Here is an 18,228-nt window from a genome sequence, read left to right on the forward strand (position 1 = left end):
CGGTGTTCCTTTAGAACCCAGTGACGTTAGCCCAGAATATGCCGACACAGCTGGAAGCAAATTCCCGGCTCTGGTTACACTATGGCGCCGCAGCACAAAGAGCCTGCCCGTACACCAGAGGTGATATCCCAGTGGCCGTTCGACCGCCCAACCGTTCGCGAATCAAATCGCGCTGGCAAACGTTGCGTCGCCTTCTCGGCAAGGCACCGGCAGCGGGCAGCGGCGCGGCAGGCCAAGTCATCCACGACTACTTTCGCCAGCAGGCCCATGCCCAGGGCTACACCCTCAGTCACAGCCAACAGCGGGTGATCGACTGCATGGCCCGGCATGCCTGCATGCTGATGGGTACTGCGGCGAACCCCCTTCCCGGCCTTTACCTGCATGGTGCCGTGGGGCGCGGCAAAAGCTGGTTGCTCGACGGGTTTTTCCAGGCCATTCCCCTCGCGCAAAAACAACGCCTGCACTTCCATCAGTTCTTCGCCCAACTGCACCAGGGCATGTTCAAGCACCGCGAACAGGCCGACGCCCTGGGGATCACCCTCGATGAACTGCTCAGCGATTGCCGGGTACTGTGTTTCGATGAATTCCATGTGCACGACATCGGCGATGCGATGCTCATCACCCGGTTGTTCAAGGCACTGTTTCAGCGCGGCATCCTGTTGCTGGTCACCTCAAATTACCCGCCCGAAGGCCTGCTGCCCAATCCGCTGTACCACGCCCGCTTCAAACCGGTGATCGACTTGATCAATACGCGCATGCAGGTGATGGAAGTCGGCGGGGCCCACGACTATCGCAGCCAGGCCCGCACCCATGCGCATCAGTTATTCACTCAAGGTCACTACGTCTGGCCGGCGAGCGTGGCGCAACGACAATCGCTGAACCTGCCCAAGCGCAATGCCTCGCCTGTTTCGTTGCCGGTGGGCACCCGGCATTTGCGAGCGCGTTTCTGTGAAGGGCGCGGCATCGGTTTTACTTTCACCGATTTGTGCGATCAGCCCACGGCGGTGATGGATTATCTGGAGCTGTGCCGCCAGTTTGACCGCTGGATCATCGATGAACTGCCACTGCTGGGCGATTGCACGATTGCCGCCCAGCAGCGTTTTATCAATCTCATCGACGTGCTGTACGACCAGGACAAGCACCTGACGTTGCTCGGGCAGCACTCATTGCGCGAAAGCCTGGGTGGCGATGCCATTGATCTGGCGCGCACCCGCAGCCGATTGGGGCAACTGGTCGAAGTCAGCGAACCGGCATGAGCGATGTTTGTCGACTGCACGGCCTGACAGATCAGCCGTCATTGCCGCTATCATGTCGCGCATTTCCGGGGCCACGCGCCTTTTCCTTGATCAATAGCGAATCTGTTCATGCATACCCTTGCTCAATTGCGTGCCGGCGAGTTGTCCGGCATCACGCGGCTGGATCTGGTCGACAACCTCACCGAATTCCCTCGGGAGATTTTCGATCTGGCAGACTCGCTGCAAGTGCTCAACCTCAGCGGCAACGCCTTGAGCGCCCTGCCGGAGGACTTGCATCGCCTGACCCGTTTGCGCGTGCTGTTCTGCTCCGATAACCGTTTCACCGAGTTGCCGGCCTGTGTTGGTCAATGCGCTGCACTGACGATGATCGGCTTCAAGGCCAACCGCATCGCTCACGTGCCCGCTGCGGCACTCCCACCGCTGCTGCGCTGGCTGATCCTGACCGACAATTGCATCGAGACGCTGCCGAGCGAGTTGGGAGAGCGGCCATACCTGCAAAAGCTCATGCTTGCCGGTAATCGCCTGCAGGCATTGCCGGAGTCGATGCGCAATTGTCATCGGCTGGAGCTGATCCGCATCGCCGCCAACCAGCTCACCGACTTGCCGCAATGGCTACTGACGCTGCCGAGCCTGACCTGGCTGGCCTACGCCGGTAACCCGCTGGAAACCGAAGCCGATGCCGCCGCCCTCGACGCCACACCGCGCATTGACTGGTCGGCATTGCACCTGGAGAAAAAACTCGGCGAAGGGGCGTCCGGGGTGATTCATCAGGCCGTCTGGCAACCGGCTGATCAGCCGCCCATGGCCGTTGCAGTGAAGCTCTACAAGGGCGAAATGACCAGCGACGGTTCGCCACTGCACGAGATGAACGCCTGCATCACCGCCGGCCTGCACCCGAACCTGATTCGCGTCGAAGGGCGGATTGTCGATCACCCACAACAAACGGCAGGGCTGGTCATGCAGTTGATCCCGCCGAGTTTTCGCAACCTCGCCAGCCTGCCGAGCCTGGCGTCGTGCAGCCGCGACATTTATCCCGACGACTTGCGCTTCAGTGCGGCGGTGGCGCTGCGCATTGCCTCGGGCATTGCCTCGGTGGCCGAGCACTTGCACGGCCATGGCATCACCCACGGCGACCTCTACGGGCACAATATTCTGTGGAATGAACAGGGTGACTGCTTGTTGGGGGATTTTGGCGCGGCGTCATTCCACGCGATTTCCGACAGCCTTGAAAGCCGTGCCTTGCAGCGAATCGAGGTGCGGGCGTTCGGGGTGTTGCTGGGGGAGTTGCTGGAGCGAATCGACTCGGGGTTGAGCGATGAACAGCGTGGGGTGCTGGAAGATCTGGAGCGGCGTTGCTGTCAGCCGCAAGTGCTGGCGCGGCCGGGGTTTGATGAAGTTGTTCAGGAATTGGCTGAGTTCAAATTGTAAATACAAAACAATGTGGCGAGGGGGCTTGTCGGAACGCCGAACCGCCCCGTTCGGTTGCGCAGCAGCCGTCGCTTTTGGGACGGCTTCGCCGTCCAACGGGGGCAAGCCCCCTCGCCACAAGTCAGATCCAGGCCAGTTCGATCAACCCGCCAAGCCGACAAACATATCCTGCACGTCGTCATGGTTATCGAGGCCTTCGAGGAACGCTTCGACTTCCGCCATCTGCTCATCGCTCAGGCCGCTGACCGGGTTTTTCGACTGGTAGCCCAGTTTGGCCGACAGCACGGTGAAGCCTTGTTCCGGTAGGGCTTTCTGTACCGCGTCGAGGTCGGTCGGCTCGGTCAGGAACAGGGTTGCACCCTCTTCACCCGGCTCGAAATCCTGTGCACCGGCTTCGATGGCGGCCATTTCCGGATCGGCGTCCGGGGTGTCCGGCGACGCTTCGATCATGCCGACATGGTTGAAGTCCCAGGCCACGGAACCGGAAGCGCCCAGTTGACCCTTGCGGAACGCCACGCGGATCTCGGCGACGGTACGGTTGATGTTGTCGGTCACACATTCAACGATCAACGGCACCTGATGCGGGGCGAACCCTTCATACGTCACGCGATGGTATTGCACGGTCTCGCCCAACAGGCCCGCGCCCTTCTTGATGGCGCGATCCAGTGTTTCCTTGGGCATCGAAGCTTTCTTGGCCTGTTCAACCACCAGGCGCAAGTGTGCGTTGGTAGCAATATCAGCGCCGTTGCGCGCAGCAATGGTGATTTCTTTCACCAGTTTGCCGAAGATCTTGCCCTTGGCATTGGCTGCCGCTTCTTTGTGTTTAACCTTCCACTGTGCGCCCATTTCTCACTCTCTTATCTGTGGCATCTGTGGCGCCGAGACATCTATTGGCCGACGCTTTGCACAAGTTTATACGGCCTAAAGTTGGCAATCGACCAAAAAATCCCGACTTGCATCGACATCTTCACCAGCGGTTGTAGGGCGATTCGGAAATGTCGCTTTACCGTGCCCGCAATGCGCCGGGGTTTCGTACGCTTTGCACCCTACTCCACGGCGGTAGCGCATTCGATGCACAACGACAAGGAAAGTCCCACCACCCTGACGCTTCTGGACGACGACCTGAGCTTCCAGGTGGTCCGGTTCAGTGGTCATGAAGCTCTCAACCAGCCCTATCGATTCGACATCGAGGTGATCGGGCTGGCACCGGCCCTGAACCTTGAGCGATTACTGCACCAACCGGCATTCCTCGACTTCGGCCACGACCAAGGCATTCATGGCGTGGTGCACAGCGCCAGTTGTGAACATCGAAGCGGATACCGGGTCGCTTACAAACTGGCGCTGGTACCCCGTGTCCAGGCGCTGGAACAGCAACGATGCCGACGTATTTTCCAGCGTGCCAGCGTGCCCATGATCCTGCGCCAGTTGCTGGAGGAACATGGGTTGCCCGTCGGCAGCTATCGCTTTGAACTGGCAACCGGGCACTATCCCCTGCGCCCTTTTTGCATTCAGTACGAAGAAACCGACCTGGCGTTGCTGCAACGACTGTGCGAGGAGGAAGGCATCCATTATCACTTCGAGCATCAACGCGACGGCCATGTGCTGGTGCTGGCCGATGACAGCCTGAGTTTTCCCCAGGAACCGCTGCTCATGCCGATGCGCAGCGATGCCCTCGACAAACATCTCGAACCTGTGATCAGCGAACTGTTCCAGCGCCATGATGCTCCGCTCTCCCCTGTGCGCCCAGGCGCCAGGAATCCGGGTGCAGCGGACATCAGCGAAGGCGCAGCCAATCACTCGTTCGCCACTGCAAGGCACCTTTGCGCTCGCGAGCAACAACATCGCGACCAGCTCAGCCGTCGACAACTGGAACGCCTGCGCTGCCGACACCTGAAGATCCACGGTCAAAGTAACCAGGGTGCACTACGTAGCGGCCGGATCGTTCAGGTAGCCGAGCATCCGCTGGCGAATTTCAATGATCAATGGCTGGTCACCGAAATCCGCCATCAGGGGCGTCAGTCGTCCATTCTGCTCGACGACACAGCGGGCACGGCCCCGGGTTACCGCAATCAATTCAGCGCCATCCCCTGGTCGACGGTGTTCCGGCCCGCGCTCAAACAACCCAGGCCGAGTATCCCCGGGTATCAGCCCGGCCAGGTGTGCGGCCGGGTCGGGCAACCGGCGACAGTGGATGAGGATGGCCGGGTTCAGGTGCACCTTTGGCCCGCCACACAATCAACCGCAGAGGCGTCCACCGGCCTGTGGTTGCCGCTGGCGCTGACCACCGCCGAGGACTGGATCGATCCGGCCCGCTTGCCCGTGGCTGGCAGCGAGGTACTGGTGGTTTTCCTCGACAGTGACCCGGATCGCCCGGTGCTCTGTACGGCCATGGGCCATCGGCCACAACCTCGCGGACCTCGTCCGCGTGAGCCCCGTGGCGATACCCGCCTGCTGTTCGACTGGCTGCTCAGCCGCTCGGACCTTGCGCCCTGACCCTCAGCCCTTGTCGGCCTTGCCGGCCGCGGCGGCGAACTTCGCCAGACGCACGTCCAGGTGCCGTGGCCGACGTCCATGATCCTCAGCCCGCTCCTTGCGGCGGATGGCGTTGCGCACCATCAGCGAGCCGATGTAGCGAATCGGCTCCGGCGGGAAAAAACCCAGCGGTCCATTGACCAGCGGCGAGCGGGTCCAAGGGTTGTCCAGGCCCTGGACCATCGACGCCAGAATCTGCCCGCCCATATGGCAGGGTCCGACGCCGCTGCCGGAATAGCCGAAACCGTAGAACACATTGCCACTGGCGCTCATCTGCCCGAAAAACGGCAGCCCGGTCACCGAACGATCCGACGGACCATTCCAGGTCGCTTCGACCTTAACGTCGGCAAACGCCGGGAAGAAATCCGCCAGGCTGTTCTGCAGCAAACCGGCGTAAGGCGAAGGCTGGTCGAACACCGGCAGCATGCGCCCGCCATAAGCGAAGGTATTGCCGCCCTTGCCGAGCATGATCCGGCCGTCCGGGGTGTTGTGGTAGTAGTGCACGAAAATCCGCGAATCGAGCACCGTGACACCGCTGGTCAAGCCGATTTCATCGAGCAAATCCGGTCGAGGCTCGGTGATCAGCATGTCGCTGGAAACGATCGCCACGCTGCGTTCGAACTGCGGGAACGCCCGGGCCATCCAGGCGTTCATCGCCAGCACCACGCGGTCGGCGCGAATGGTGCCGTTACGGGTTTCGATCCCTACCGGTTTGCCTTCTTCCAGCCCGGTCATGGCAGTGTTTTCATGAATCTTCACCCCCAGTTGCAAGGCCACCCGGCGCAAGCCACGCACCAGCTTGCCCGGTTGTACACTGGCCGCGGCCGGGGAAAACCAGCCTTCCAGGTGTTTGCTGGAACCGGCCATGCGCTGCACATCGGCCACAGGTCGCTGGGTGAACGAGTTGATGCCATTGCGCTCCAGGGCGGCGATGACCGCATCAGTCGAGCCGCATTGCGCACGGTTGGTAGCGGTGTAGAGCGTGCCATCAAGGCGGTAATCGGCGTCCACCGCATACTGTTCGCAGAAGGCGCCAATGGCGTGAATGCTGCGCTCGGACTCCTTGACCAGTCGCACGGCTTCTTCGACGCCGAACAAACGCTCAAGGGTGAAATACTTGGCCGACCACGACAACGCACAACCGCCGTTGCGTCCACTGGCCCCGGCACCGCAGATGTCCGCTTCGATCAGCAACACGTCCAGCTCGGGGTTCTGTTCCTTGAGCATGATCGCGGTCCACAACCCGGTGTAACCACCACCGACGATACACACGTCGGCGCGGCTGTCGCCTTGCAGTGGCGGACAGGTTTCGGATGCATCAGCCTTCAAGGCCTGGTCCAGCCAAAAGGGTCTCATGGGGTCAATCTCCGGTCAGTTGCCCACACGCCAGCCTGCCGCAGGTGCAGCAGGCGACGAGGGACAGGATTCAGGTACGCAGGGGTTTGATGGTCATCGCTTTATTGGGCACGTAGGCGAAGTGAGTACCCAGGCCACCGGGGCGGCTGTTCCAGTGCGGGATCAACACCAGCGCCGAGAACATGGCGCAGCCGGCGAAGACGATGAACACGGTAACGGTGTCGAAGTAGCCCGGCAGCAACCCGCCGAGAATCGCCCCAACCGAGCCGCAGCCGTTGACGAAACCGGCTGCCGTGGCGCCGGCCTTGGCGGTGCCGAAGTCGATGGCGGCCGAGCCGCTGATCATCGAGTCCGGCCCATAGAGGGTCAGGCCCATGACGAACAGCAGCGCCACCACCAGCAGCACGCTGCCGGTATGCAGGGCGCCCATGAAAAACGCCAGGGACACCGTCAGCGCCAACAGGCTTATCACGCAGGCCGGCATGCGCCGGGCGCCGAACAGCTTGTCCGAGGCCAGGCCAATCAGGATCGGCCCGAGCAACCCGGCCAGTTCGAACGCGGTCGGAATGATCGCCGCACCGACCTTGCCCACCGAAGGCATCTGTTCGAAGACGATCACCGGCCCCCACAACAGAATCGCGTAGCGCGCCGGCTTGAGCATGAAGTACGCCAACCCGAGTACCAGCACCGTGCGATTGCGCAGGATTTCCTTCAACGGCGCCCACATGCTGATTTTGCTTTGCGCGTCAGCCTGTTCGGCGGTCAGCTCGGGTTCCGGTTCCACCGCCGGCAAGCCGACGTCTTCCGGTTTGTTGCGTTGGAAAATAAAAAACAGCACGGCGACCAGCCCAACCACCGCCGCACTGGAAATGAACGCCGCATGCCAGCTGCCGATGAGCGTGTACGCCCACCAACCGGCAAACGGCGAGGCTACCAGACCGCCAAAGGCGTAACAGGAACTCCACAGGCCCAATACCCGTCCGCGTTGATCGGAGGGAAAGAAGCTGCCGAGGTTCTTGCACAGCCCCGACCAACCGGTGGACTGCGCCAGGCCTTGTATCAGCATGCAGGTAGCGAATATCGGTAACGTTGCAAAGTTGCCCATCACCAGCGCCGCGGCGGCGGAAATCAGCAACCCGCCGAGCACAACGACCCGCGGGCCAAAACGGTCTGCGAGGATGCCCCAGGTGAATTGGCCGACGGCGTAAGCCGTCAGGTAGATGGCGTCGAGGTTGGCCATGGCCATTTTGTCGAGCATGAAGGTCGGGTCTTCGCCAATACCGAGCTTGGCGACCGAGAATGCTTTGCGGGTGAAGTAGAACGCGGCGTAGGCGAGCCAGGTGATCGCGAAGATCTGCACGCGCCAACGCTTGATGGTGCCGATGTGCTTGTTCATTGTGGTTCTGACCTCAGGGTGTGAGTGTGCCGGCAGAATTGGAAGAAAACGCCTGTCTTTTTATTGTTGAGCACTGCGATATCGCCCTGTCCCTACGGCGGATACCGGTCAGATGAGTCCTGTTTTTTTGCACGCCCAGGCTCATGGCACCCGCTGCTGTTCGACTGACCAGTCACCGGGGCTGAGGTGGATAAAAACAATTACTGATTAATAAGTGAAATCGATTTATCGTATTTCAAATATAAGTTCAGCTTGTTACTGGAGATTCCCATGTCGGTGTCCCACGCCCAGCTCAAAGCTTTCCATGCCGTGGCGGTCCATGGAAGCTTTACCAAGGCCGCCGAACGCCTGTTTCTGACGCAACCGGCGATTTCCGACCAGGTGCGCAAACTCGAAGAGCGCTACGGCGTTTTGCTGTTTCACCGCAACAAGCGCTCGGTGCGCCTGACCGATCTGGGCGAACGCCTGCTGAGCGTGACGCAGAAATTGTTTGTCATCGAAGCCGAGGCCCAGGAACTGTTGCAGGACTCCCAGGCCTTGCAGACCGGCAGCCTGATTCTGGCGGTGGATGCGCCGGTGCATGTGCTGCCGCAGATCGCCCGGTTCTGTGAGCGCTACCCCGGGATCAGCGTGAAGATCGAAACCGGCAACACCGATGAATCACTGTTCCGACTGTTCAACTATCAGGCCGACCTGGCGTTGCTGGGCCGTGACGTCAGCGATGAACGACTGATTTCCCTGCCCCTGCGTAACGACCCGATGGTGGCATTCGTGTCGCGCAATCATCCGTGGGCCGAGCGCGAATCCATCACCCTCGCCGACCTCGACGACACGCCACTGGTGTTGCGGGAAATCGGTTCGGTGACCCGGCAGACGCTGGAGGAGGAAATGGCCGGTGCCGGGTTCCGCATTCGCCCGGCGATTCAGGTTGAAGGTCGGGAGGCAGCGCGGGAGGCAGTGGTGGTGGGGATTGGGGTGGGTGTGGTGTCGGCTGCCGAGTTTGGTGCGGATTCGCGGGTGTGTGCGTTGCCGATTATCGATTGCAAGCGACGGTTGACTGAAACCCTGGTGTGTTTGCGCGAGCAGAGTTCGCGGCGGGTGGTGGCGACTTTTCTGCAGATGGTGCGCGAGAGTCTGGTGTAGGCAGGACCGACGCCATCGCGAGCAGGCTCGCGATGGCAGGCAGCTCGGTCTACCTGACGGGTGCCAACCCGAAAAACGCTTGAATCAACCGCAAATCCCGACGCCGCTCCATGCACCCGATCATGTGCCGATTCACCAACCCCTCACCTATGATCGGCACCGCCGCCACCCGTGGATCGTGACTGACCTCCACCGACGACACCACCCCCACCCCCAGTTCGGCGGCCACCGCCTCGGTCACCGCTTCGCGGCTGTCCAGTTCCAGCAACACCCGTGGATTGACCTTGGCCTGGGCACACGCCTCATCGAAGGTGCGCCGGGTAATCGAACTCGGTTCGCGCAGCACCATGATCACCTGATCCAGTTCCTTGAGCTGCACGCCTTTGGTCTTCTGCGCCCAAGGATGCCCGTCGGGCACCAGCGCGCATATCCGTGATTCGTTCAGCGCCTGCAGATGCAAGCCTTTGCGCGGCTCGACCTCGGTCAGTACCGCCACGTCGGCATGCTCGGACAACAACGCCGCCAGGGTTTCCTGGGCATTGCCCAGGCGCAGGTTCACCGTGATCCCGGGATAGCGCGCACGCAGGCTGGCGAGCATCGGCATGACCATGTGCGGACCGTCCGCCGCCACCTCCAGGCGCCCGGTCAGCAATTGCCGGTTGGCTTCGAGCATCACCTGCGCCTCTTCGGCCAGGCCGAACATCGCCCGGGTGATTGCCGCCAGTTTGATGCCCTCCTCAGTCAGTTCCACGCGGCGGGCGGTGCGACGCAGCAGGGTGATCTGGTAGTGCTCCTCCAGGGCCTTGATGTGCCCGGTAACCGCCGGCTGGCTGATGAACAGCCGCGCCGCCGCCCGGGTAAAGCTGCCTTCCCGGGCCACGGCATCGAAGGCGCGGAGCTGGAACAGGTTCATTAATAACCCTCGCTGATAGCTGGCATAACAACAAACAATTTGATTGATAACACGGCAAATTGCAATTTAGGCACCAACGCTTCATCCCATCGATTGCGAGGACACGAGAATGAGTACTGCCGAACCCATCCTGCTCACCCCCGGCCCATTGACCACTTCGCCCCGCACCCGACAGGCGATGATGATCGACTGGGGTTCATGGGATGACCGCTTCAACCAACTGACCGCCAGCCTCTGCGAGCAACTGCTGGCAATCATCAACGGCACCGCCACCCACCACTGCGTGCCACTGCAAGGCAGTGGCACCTTCGCGGTCGAGGCAGCGATCGGCACGCTGGTGCCTCGGGACGGCAAGATTCTGGTACTGATCAACGGCGCCTACGGCAAACGCCTGGCAAAAATCTGCGAAGTGCTGGGCCGCTCCTTCAGCACCTTCGAAACCGCAGAAGACGAGCCGACCACCGCCGCCGACGTCGACCGCCTGCTGCGCGCCGATAGCGGCATCACCCACGTCGCCCTGATTCACTGCGAAACCAGCACCGGCATCCTCAATCCGCTGCCGCAGATCGCCCAGGTCGTCGCAGAACACGGCAAGCGCCTGATCATCGACGCCATGAGTTCCTTCGGCGCCCTGCCAGTGGATGCACAGCAAGTGCCGTTCGACGCACTGATCGCCGCCTCGGGCAAATGCCTGGAGGGCGTACCGGGCATGGGTTTTGTCTTCGCTCGCAAAGAATCCCTGGCCAGCGCCGCCGGCAACTCGCATTCGCTGGCCATGGATTTGCAGGACCAGCACGCCTACATGGCCAAGACCGGCCAGTGGCGCTTCACCCCGCCAACCCATGTGGTCGCGGCGCTGCACGAAGCCCTGCTGCAATACAACGAAGAAGGCGGCTTGCCGGCGCGGCACGAACGCTACGCCGCCAACTGCCAGGCATTGATGGAAGAGATGAGCAAACTGGGGTTGCGCAGCTTCCTGCCGGCGGCTATCCAGGCGCCGATCATCGCCACCTTCCACGCCCCGAAAGATCCGCGCTACGCATTCAAGGAGTTCTATGAGCGGGTCAAGGCTAAGGGCTACATCCTCTACCCCGGCAAACTGACCCAGGTCGAAACCTTCCGCGTCGGCTGCATCGGCCATGTCCAACCAGCCGAAATGCGCGAAGCCGTGGCGGCGATTGCTGAAGTGTTGCGCGAGATGGAAGTGTTAGAGATCTAACCCACACCACATCCCCTGTGGGAGCGAGCTTGCTCCGGGCGGCGCTCCGACGATGAGGCCCGGTCAGTCGACTCACATGTTGAATGAAAGACCATCGCGAGCAAGCTCGCTCCTACAGTAAAGCTGCTCTCCAATAGCCAGTTATTACAGGACTCAGATCACCATGAACTACACCAACCCAACCAAACTGCAAGCCGCCATCCTCGACTGGGCCGGCACCGTGGTCGACTTCGGCTCCTTCGCCCCGACGCAGATTTTCGTCGAGGCCTTCGCCGAGTTCGATGTCCAGGTGTCCATCGAAGAGGCCCGTGGCCCGATGGGCATGGGCAAGTGGGACCACATCCGCACCCTGTGCGATCAACCGCAAGTTGCCGAGCGTTATCGCAAAGCGTTCGGCCGCACGCCGACCGACGATGACGTGACCGCGATTTACCAACGCTTCATGCCGCTGCAGATCGAAAAAATCGCCGAACACTCCGCGCTGATTCCGGGGGCGCTGGAGACCATCGCCAACCTGCGCCAGCAAGGGATCAGGATCGGCTCCTGCTCCGGTTACCCGAAACAGGTCATGGACAAAGTGGTCGAACTGGCCGCCAGCAACGGCTACGTCGCCGATCACGTGGTTGCCACCGACGAAGTCCCGAATGGCCGCCCATGGCCCGCCCAGGCGCTGGCCAACGTCATCGCCCTGGGCATCGACGATGTCGCCGCGTGCGTGAAGATCGACGACACGGTGCCGGGCATTCTCGAAGGTCGCCGCGCTGGCATGTGGACCGTGGCGCTGATCTGCTCGGGCAACGCCCTGGGCCTGGACTACGAAGGTTATCGCGCTCTGGGCAGCGATCAACTGGACAGCGAGCGCAAGCGTATCCACGCAATGTTCGAAGGTTCGCGCCCGCACTACATGATCGACACCATCACTGATCTGCCGGAAGTGATCGCCGACATCAACAAGCGTCTGGCCAACGGTGAAATGCCACAATCGAGCTAAAAAACGCAACTCCCCCCTGTAGGAGCGAGCTTGCTCGCTCCTACAGTTTTTTTCTGTGTATTACCCGAACCAGAGCATCCAGCGACCAATCGCCTCAGGCAAACCCGGTGAAACAGGATTACAGTTAGAGCACACCGTCGGACAAGAACGGTGGCTTTAAACCGGACCTCTGAGGAACACCGTATGCCGTGGAAAAACTCCGAATCGCGCTACAGCACCGTGTCGATCGCGCTGCATTGGTTGATGCTGGTCCTGTTGGTGCTGGTTTACGCCTGTATCGAGTTTCGCGGGATCTTTCCCAAGGGCAGTGGCGGGCGCACGCTGATCGTCGAATCACACTTCCTGCTCGGCCTGACCGTATTCGTTCTGGTCTGGGTGCGATTGTTCGCCCGCAGTCTCGGCCCGGCGCCGCAGATCTTCCCGGCCTCGCCGCACTGGCAAACGACGCTGGCCAGGCTGATGCACTGGGCGCTGTACATTTTCATGATCGTCACGCCGATTCTCGGGTGGCTGGTCACCAGCGCCAAAGGCAATCAGGTGATGTTTTACGGTTTCGACCTGCCGATGCTGGTAGCGGAAAACAAGGACCTGGCCAAACAGCTCCAGGGCTGGCACGAACTCGGCGGCACTATCGGCTATTGGCTGATCGGCCTGCATGCCGTGGCCGGGCTGTATCACCACTATGTGGTCGGCGATAACACCTTGCTGCGGATGATGCCCAAGCGCGTGAACCACGATTCCTGAGACCAATGAATTCCAATGTGGGAGCGGGCTTGCTCCCACATTGGATCGCAGCGCCGCTCAGTTTTTTGAACTCAATCCCCGCCGCCCCTGCAAGCCGCCGGTGTGGATGAAGATCAGTCGCGTACCTTGGGCGAATCGGCCCGCTTCGACTTGGTGCTTGAGTGCCAGCAGTGCCTTGCCGGTATACAGCGGCTCCAGTGGAATACTTCCCGCCTGCTCTGTCTGTTCGATAAAGTCGAGCAGCAGCGGATCAACCTTGGCAAACCCGCCGCGACTGGCCTCGAACAGCTCATACGCCGCATCGACCACACCCGCTTCCTGCACGATCCTCTCGACCTGCTGCGCCACCCCATGATCGTCCGGCACCGCCAGGGCACCGTACACCGGATGATCCCCCGCTTCGCCCAGCACCAGGCCGGCCAGGGTCGTGCCGGTTCCGCAGGCCAGCCACCAGCCGTCGTAGTCACTCCAGCCCAAACCCTCCAATTGCGCGCAAACGCTGGCCCGCAGTTGCGTGCAACCCAGGGCGCCAGGCAAACCTCCTCCCCCTTCAGGCACCGGATGCAACGTCGGATAGCGGGTTTGCCAGGGTTGCCAGAAGCCCTCTTCATGCCTCGCTCGATAGCCTTCGTAACCCAGCCAGTGCAACTGCATGCCGAACGCCTGCAAGTCCTTGACCGTCGGGTTTTGCTGAGGGTGCCCGCGCAACAGGCCGACGGTGGAAAAGCCGAAACGCTTGCCCGCCGCCGCCAACGCGTGGAGGTGATTGGAGTGCGCGCCACCGAGACTGATGATGCCTTCGGCACCGAGGCGCTCGGCGGTCTTCAGGTGCTCGATGAGCTTGAACCATTTGTTGCCGCTGATCAGCGGGTCGATCTGGTCCAGGCGCAGGATCGCCACTTCGATGCCGGCGTGAGTGAGCCAGTCGAGGTGAAGGGGGTCGAGGGGGACTTGAGGAAGCCAGTTGTCAGGAGGAGAAAGCATGATGCCGGATCATTGGAGTGATCCGGCATCTTAGCAGCACCTTTGTGGCGAGGGAGCTTGTCGGAAGTGGATTACAACTGCGCCGCCAACCGCGAACCCTGATTGATCGCCCGCTTGGCATCCAGCTCTGCCGCAACGTCCGCGCCACCGATCAGATGCACGCTCTGCCCCGCCGCCACCAGACCGTCATGCAACTCACGCAGCGGATCCTGCCCGGCGCAAATCACGATGTTGTCCACTGGCAGCACCTGCGGCTCGCCGGTTTCGCCGATGCGGATGTGCAGGCCTTCGTCGTCGATCTTCAGGTATTCGACGCTGTTGAGCATCTGCACCTGCTTGTTCTTCAGACCGGTGCGATGAATCCAGCCGGTGGTCTTGCCCAGGCCGTCGCCGACCTTGGATTTCTTGCGTTGCAGCAGGAATACCTCGCGGGCCGGGGCATGGGGTGCGGCCTTGATACCAGCGACACCGCCGCGTGCTTCAAGGTGCGTATCGATGCCCCACTCCTTCCAGAACGCGGTGCGATCCTGACTGGTAGCGACACCTTCATGCACAAGGAACTCGGAGACGTCGAAACCGATACCACCGGCACCAATCACCGCGACGCGCTTGCCAACCGGCTTGCGCTCCAGGATCACGTCCAGATAGCTCAGCACCTTGGCGTTTTCCACCCCCGCAATGGCCGGCAGGCGCGGCGCAATGCCGGTGGCCAGAATGATCTCGTCGTAACCGCCTTCGACCAGTTGCGCTACGTCCACGCGGGTGTTCAGGCACACCTCGACGTTGGTGGTCTGCAATTTGCGGTTGAAGTAGCGAATGGTCTCAAAGAACTCTTCCTTGCCCGGAACGCGCTTGGCGATGTTGAACTGACCGCCGATTTCGCTGGCCGAATCGAACAGCGTCACCTGATGACCACGCTCGGCGGCCACGGTCGCGGCGGATAAACCCGCAGGGCCGGCACCGACCACGGCGATTTTCTTCAGTTGCTGCACGGGCAGATAGTTGAGCTCGGTTTCGTGGCAGGCACGCGGGTTGACCAGGCAACTGGTCAGCTTGCCGCCGAAGGTGTGATCGAGGCAGGCCTGGTTGCAACCGATGCAGGTGTTGATTTCATCGGCGCGACCTTCAGCGGCCTTGTTGACGAAATCCGGGTCGGCGAGGAACGGCCGCGCCATGGACACCATGTCGGCATCGCCTTCGGCCAGGATCTGCTCGGCCACTTCCGGGGTGTTGATGCGGTTGGTGGTGATCAGCGGAATATTGACCGAACCTCGCAGTTTGGCCGTGACCTTGCTGAAGGCCGCGCGCGGCACTTTGGTGGCGATGGTCGGAATCCGCGCTTCGTGCCAGCCGATACCGGTGTTGATGATGGTCGCACCGGCCTGCTCGATGGCCTTGGCCAGTTGCACGATCTCTTCCCAGGTGCTGCCGCCTTCGACCAGGTCGAGCATCGACAGACGGAAGATGATGATGAAGTTCGGGCCTACCGCTTCGCGCACGCGACGCACGATTTCCACCGGCAGGCGCATACGGTTTTCGTAGCTGCCGCCCCAGCGGTCGGTGCGGTGGTTGGTGTGGGCGGCGAGGAACTGGTTAATGAAATAACCTTCCGAGCCCATGATTTCCACGCCGTCGTACTCGGCGGTTTGTGCCAGTACCGAGCAGGTGACGAAATCGCTGATCTGCTTCTCGATGCCTTCCTCGTCCAGCTCCTTGGGCTTGAACGGGTTGATCGGCGCCTGAATTGCGCTGGGCGCAACCTGTTTCGGGCTGTAGGCATAACGACCGGCATGGAGGATCTGCATGCAGATCTTGCCGCCCGCATCATGCACGGCACGGGTGACGATACGGTGCTTGAGCGCCTCTTCTTCGGTCGTCAGCTTGGCCGCACCGGAATACACGCCACCCTCGTCGTTCGGGCCGATACCCCCGGTGACCATCAGGCCGACACCGCCACGGGCACGCTCGGCAAAGTACGCCGCCATGCGCTCGAAGCCACCCGGTTTCTCTTCAAGGCCAGTGTGCATCGACCCCATCAGGGTGCGGTTGCGCAGCGTGGTGAACCCCAGGTCCAGCGGAGCCAACAGGTGCGGGTATTGAGCGGTGGTCATCGGTAACTCCACATCGAGCGATCACGGAAAGTGCGGAAGCTCTACGGCCCCCATCAGTCATGTTCGACAGACTAAGAGTCGCGACGCTGTCGCTCAATGACCGTAACTGACAACTTAATGATCGAAGTGAGCAGCTACAACTCAAAACTAAAACGACCTTCCGGTGCAGGTCCGGGTTGAACCCTGCTCCAGGAAGGTCGCTACCTTTCAGACTCTGGACAAGCCCGCAAGATTTACGCGCAGAACCGGCTTAGCATGCGCTTGCTACCGTCCGCGCAGGCGCAACGTAGTCGTCCCGTTGTTTCGCTCGCTGGGTCAACGCCACCATCGTCAGGAACCCGAGCACAATCAGTACCGGATAAGCCATCAACAGTTCGGAGAGGGAAAACTTCCAGGCCAGAGGACGTCCGACACCCAGCATGGCGGCATACATCCAGGACACTGCCGACAACGACCCGCAGGCCAACGCCAGCATCCGCGCACTGAATCCGAGGTTGAGCAACGAGCCTGCCTTTTGCAGTGCCGGCAGTACCAGGCGATGCAACAAGACGCCGTTGTAACTCAGCAGCGCGACAATAATGACTTTGGCTTGAAGCTTTGGATTCATGAAGTATTCGACACCTTTACCCAGGTAATCAATACCGACGACAGCGACACCCGTTACCCACAGCGCTATTAGTGCAACGATGACCGACTTCTGAAGACTTTCCATGTGAGCATTATCATGCTCAGTAAATACTTTCCGTTTTAAAAGATCTCTAACCATCGCAACATCACTGGTCAGCACCAAACTGATGGCCACACAACACGCCACCAAATGAACGTAAATAACGCCCAGACGCAAAAACTCCAGGAATTCCTTATTTTCCAGCAGACTCATAATGGTATTTATCGCCACGGTATTTTCTCCACCTTATTCGAGAGTACGGATCGACCACCTGACAGAATCTTTAATTATTAAAAACCCTGCACGACCTTACTTCTAAAAGATAAGCCAAATCATGGACTCGGCACTGTTAACCTCATTGACTCGCCTGGCAAATCAATGACCGACTGGTTTATCACCTCCATGAGTTTCAGATAACTCCCCCCATGTGCATTCACTGCACTTGAGACTCAACTTCCACTTCTTTTTTTGCGATTGCAGGGGCAGGTCATGACTGACGTGCTTAGGAATCAGAGGCCACAGACGCTCCAATGTTCATTTCTTAAACAAACCACCGACAAACGGTGCGTAGCGCAAGTGCGCCTGAAGCGACAGTAATGAGCCAACTTTCACTCTATGCCCCACCACAACTGGTCTGCTTGACTACATGCACTTTTATAACTGCACATTGGATCCACTAGTTGTTATACATCCGACAACACGCACAATAGCGAGCGAGTCTCATCCAGAGCCAACTCCAACTGCGGATTCCACGATAATCCGGCCACCACTTCAAGCAGGCCGCAACGCAGGATCAATTGAATCAATCAGGGCGTGAATAAAGTTACTTAATCGTCATCTGTGGTCATGCCCAAAACCCGAAGTAAACAAATGCCATGGCTGCAGCTACACCCCACGCGGCCAACGCCATTACCGTTGAATTGTGCGGTAACCGGGATTCGCTCAACCGCCGCAAGCCGGACTTCGAAAACCCGGATTGGTCATATCGGCAATACAGGATTGCCCGGTAGGTCTGTCGCAGGCCAATCAACAGAAACAGGCTGATCAGGCCGAGGACAAGTCCACGCCTGACAACCGGATTAACCAATAGCGCAAGGTGATCCTGCTCGCAGGCAGCGCTATCGACTTCCTCAATGGTAATTCGCTGATCATCCGTCGAAGAGCGCTTTGGGCCAGTCTGGATCGCCGCCAGTTGCTCCAGATCCAACACCTGATACTTCCAGAGCGTTGACGACCCTTTTCGGCAGAAGGTAAACGCTGCAGGACTTGAGACGGCGATAATACAAGCGTCGTTGATATCCAGTTTTTTCAGCGTTTCCGTGGCTGATCTGGTGAAGTCCAGGTCGAAGAGCGGAGTCCCACCGGTAGCAGACACCGCGACCGAAACCAATAGGCTGCTCAAGAGGCAGATGGCTGAAATGTTCAAGGCCGGGCTTCCTTTTTTCCATTATTTTTTGTTTTCGCCGCTCGGTTCCAACCTGCTTTGAT

General features: G+C 60.3%; 15 protein-coding genes. 7 read left to right on the forward strand and 8 right to left on the reverse strand.

All coding sequences use genetic code 11. From position 1 onward, the window contains the following. Positions 1-131 precede the first annotated feature (131 nt). Entirely contained in the window at positions 132-1,256 is a 1,125-nt protein-coding gene (gene zapE / locus AC3ITY_RS22600; RefSeq protein ID WP_489305073.1) for a cell division protein ZapE, read from the forward strand. A 108-nt stretch (positions 1,257-1,364) separates the two neighbouring features. Further along, positions 1,365-2,684 carry a leucine-rich repeat-containing protein kinase family protein gene (locus tag AC3ITY_RS22605; RefSeq protein WP_489305074.1) on the forward strand — a complete coding sequence of 440 codons (1,320 nt, stop codon included), beginning with the start codon at positions 1,365-1,367 and terminating at the stop codon, positions 2,682-2,684. 141 nt (positions 2,685-2,825) lie between these two features. Here AC3ITY_RS22605 and AC3ITY_RS22610 read toward each other — a convergent pair whose 3' ends face one another. Continuing rightward, the gene (locus AC3ITY_RS22610) at positions 2,826-3,530 is read right to left on the reverse strand and encodes a YebC/PmpR family DNA-binding transcriptional regulator (RefSeq protein ID WP_489305075.1); all 705 of its coding nucleotides are present in this window, start codon (positions 3,528-3,530) and stop codon (positions 2,826-2,828) included. Between the two features lie 225 nt (positions 3,531-3,755). Here AC3ITY_RS22610 and AC3ITY_RS22615 point away from each other — a divergent pair, with 225 nt between their 5' ends. After that, positions 3,756-5,177: a type VI secretion system Vgr family protein gene (locus AC3ITY_RS22615; RefSeq protein ID WP_489310974.1), complete on the forward strand. Its 1,422-nt coding sequence runs from the start codon at positions 3,756-3,758 to the stop codon at positions 5,175-5,177. Between the two features lie 3 nt (positions 5,178-5,180). Here AC3ITY_RS22615 and AC3ITY_RS22620 read toward each other — a convergent pair whose 3' ends face one another. Then, positions 5,181-6,572: an FAD-dependent oxidoreductase gene (locus AC3ITY_RS22620; RefSeq protein ID WP_489305077.1), complete on the reverse strand. Its 1,392-nt coding sequence runs from the start codon at positions 6,570-6,572 to the stop codon at positions 5,181-5,183. Positions 6,573-6,642: 70 nt separating this feature from the next. After that, positions 6,643-7,968, reverse strand: a complete 1,326-nt coding sequence (locus tag AC3ITY_RS22625) for an MFS transporter (protein WP_489305079.1) — start codon at positions 7,966-7,968, stop codon at positions 6,643-6,645. Between the two features lie 270 nt (positions 7,969-8,238). On the opposite strand from AC3ITY_RS22625, the gene AC3ITY_RS22630 reads away from it, so the two are divergent. Further along, a complete protein-coding gene (locus tag AC3ITY_RS22630; protein WP_489305080.1) occupies positions 8,239-9,111 on the forward strand; it encodes a LysR family transcriptional regulator in 873 nt (290 codons plus the stop codon). A gap of 49 nt (positions 9,112-9,160) precedes the next feature. Here the strand turns inward: AC3ITY_RS22630 and AC3ITY_RS22635 are convergent, their stop codons facing one another. Continuing rightward, the gene (locus AC3ITY_RS22635) at positions 9,161-10,024 is read right to left on the reverse strand and encodes a LysR substrate-binding domain-containing protein (protein WP_489305081.1); all 864 of its coding nucleotides are present in this window, start codon (positions 10,022-10,024) and stop codon (positions 9,161-9,163) included. A 109-nt stretch (positions 10,025-10,133) separates the two neighbouring features. Here AC3ITY_RS22635 and AC3ITY_RS22640 point away from each other — a divergent pair, with 109 nt between their 5' ends. From AC3ITY_RS22640 to AC3ITY_RS22650, 3 genes are all read left to right on the forward strand, one after another. Next, positions 10,134-11,243 (forward strand): 2-aminoethylphosphonate--pyruvate transaminase, encoded by a 1,110-nt coding sequence (locus tag AC3ITY_RS22640; protein WP_489305083.1) that lies wholly within the window; start codon positions 10,134-10,136, stop codon positions 11,241-11,243. 163 nt (positions 11,244-11,406) lie between these two features. Continuing rightward, the gene (gene phnX / locus AC3ITY_RS22645) at positions 11,407-12,234 is read left to right on the forward strand and encodes a phosphonoacetaldehyde hydrolase (RefSeq protein ID WP_489305084.1); all 828 of its coding nucleotides are present in this window, start codon (positions 11,407-11,409) and stop codon (positions 12,232-12,234) included. Positions 12,235-12,417: 183 nt separating this feature from the next. Continuing rightward, entirely contained in the window at positions 12,418-12,978 is a 561-nt protein-coding gene (locus AC3ITY_RS22650) for a cytochrome b (protein ID WP_489305086.1), read from the forward strand. Positions 12,979-13,035: 57 nt separating this feature from the next. Here the strand turns inward: AC3ITY_RS22650 and AC3ITY_RS22655 are convergent, their stop codons facing one another. The 4 genes from AC3ITY_RS22655 to AC3ITY_RS22670 all read right to left on the reverse strand — a co-directional run bounded on the left by AC3ITY_RS22655 (position 13,036) and on the right by AC3ITY_RS22670 (position 18,166). After that, complete coding sequence (locus AC3ITY_RS22655; RefSeq protein WP_489305087.1) at positions 13,036-13,962, reverse strand: 1-aminocyclopropane-1-carboxylate deaminase/D-cysteine desulfhydrase; 927 nt, start codon at positions 13,960-13,962, stop codon at positions 13,036-13,038. 71 nt (positions 13,963-14,033) lie between these two features. After that, positions 14,034-16,073, reverse strand: a complete 2,040-nt coding sequence (locus AC3ITY_RS22660) for a 2,4-dienoyl-CoA reductase FMN-binding domain-containing protein (protein ID WP_489305088.1) — start codon at positions 16,071-16,073, stop codon at positions 14,034-14,036. Positions 16,074-16,323: 250 nt separating this feature from the next. Then, positions 16,324-16,971: a hypothetical protein gene (locus tag AC3ITY_RS22665; protein ID WP_489305089.1), complete on the reverse strand. Its 648-nt coding sequence runs from the start codon at positions 16,969-16,971 to the stop codon at positions 16,324-16,326. 613 nt (positions 16,972-17,584) lie between these two features. Beyond that, positions 17,585-18,166 (reverse strand): hypothetical protein, encoded by a 582-nt coding sequence (locus AC3ITY_RS22670; RefSeq protein ID WP_489305090.1) that lies wholly within the window; start codon positions 18,164-18,166, stop codon positions 17,585-17,587. Between the last annotated feature and the right edge of the window lie 62 nt (positions 18,167-18,228).

It is taken from the genome of Pseudomonas sp. GL_091 (genome assembly GCF_057837725.1).

What these genes read in the sequence shown, in the direction of transcription:
- AC3ITY_RS22615 (WP_489310974.1), top strand. Translation starts at nt 3,756, where the DNA reads ATGCACAACGACAAGGAAAGTCCCACCACCCTGACGCTTCTGGACGAC.
- AC3ITY_RS22660 (WP_489305088.1), bottom strand. Translation starts at nt 16,073, where the DNA reads ATGACCACCGCTCAATACCCGCACCTGTTGGCTCCGCTGGACCTGGGG.
- AC3ITY_RS22630 (WP_489305080.1), top strand. Translation starts at nt 8,239, where the DNA reads ATGTCGGTGTCCCACGCCCAGCTCAAAGCTTTCCATGCCGTGGCGGTC.
- AC3ITY_RS22655 (WP_489305087.1), bottom strand. Translation starts at nt 13,962, where the DNA reads ATGCTTTCTCCTCCTGACAACTGGCTTCCTCAAGTCCCCCTCGACCCC.
- AC3ITY_RS22650 (WP_489305086.1), top strand. Translation starts at nt 12,418, where the DNA reads ATGCCGTGGAAAAACTCCGAATCGCGCTACAGCACCGTGTCGATCGCG.
- AC3ITY_RS22620 (WP_489305077.1), bottom strand. Translation starts at nt 6,572, where the DNA reads ATGAGACCCTTTTGGCTGGACCAGGCCTTGAAGGCTGATGCATCCGAA.
- AC3ITY_RS22640 (WP_489305083.1), top strand. Translation starts at nt 10,134, where the DNA reads ATGAGTACTGCCGAACCCATCCTGCTCACCCCCGGCCCATTGACCACT.
- AC3ITY_RS22635 (WP_489305081.1), bottom strand. Translation starts at nt 10,024, where the DNA reads ATGAACCTGTTCCAGCTCCGCGCCTTCGATGCCGTGGCCCGGGAAGGC.
- AC3ITY_RS22610 (WP_489305075.1), bottom strand. Translation starts at nt 3,530, where the DNA reads ATGGGCGCACAGTGGAAGGTTAAACACAAAGAAGCGGCAGCCAATGCC.
- phnX (WP_489305084.1), top strand. Translation starts at nt 11,407, where the DNA reads ATGAACTACACCAACCCAACCAAACTGCAAGCCGCCATCCTCGACTGG.
- AC3ITY_RS22625 (WP_489305079.1), bottom strand. Translation starts at nt 7,968, where the DNA reads ATGAACAAGCACATCGGCACCATCAAGCGTTGGCGCGTGCAGATCTTC.
- AC3ITY_RS22605 (WP_489305074.1), top strand. Translation starts at nt 1,365, where the DNA reads ATGCATACCCTTGCTCAATTGCGTGCCGGCGAGTTGTCCGGCATCACG.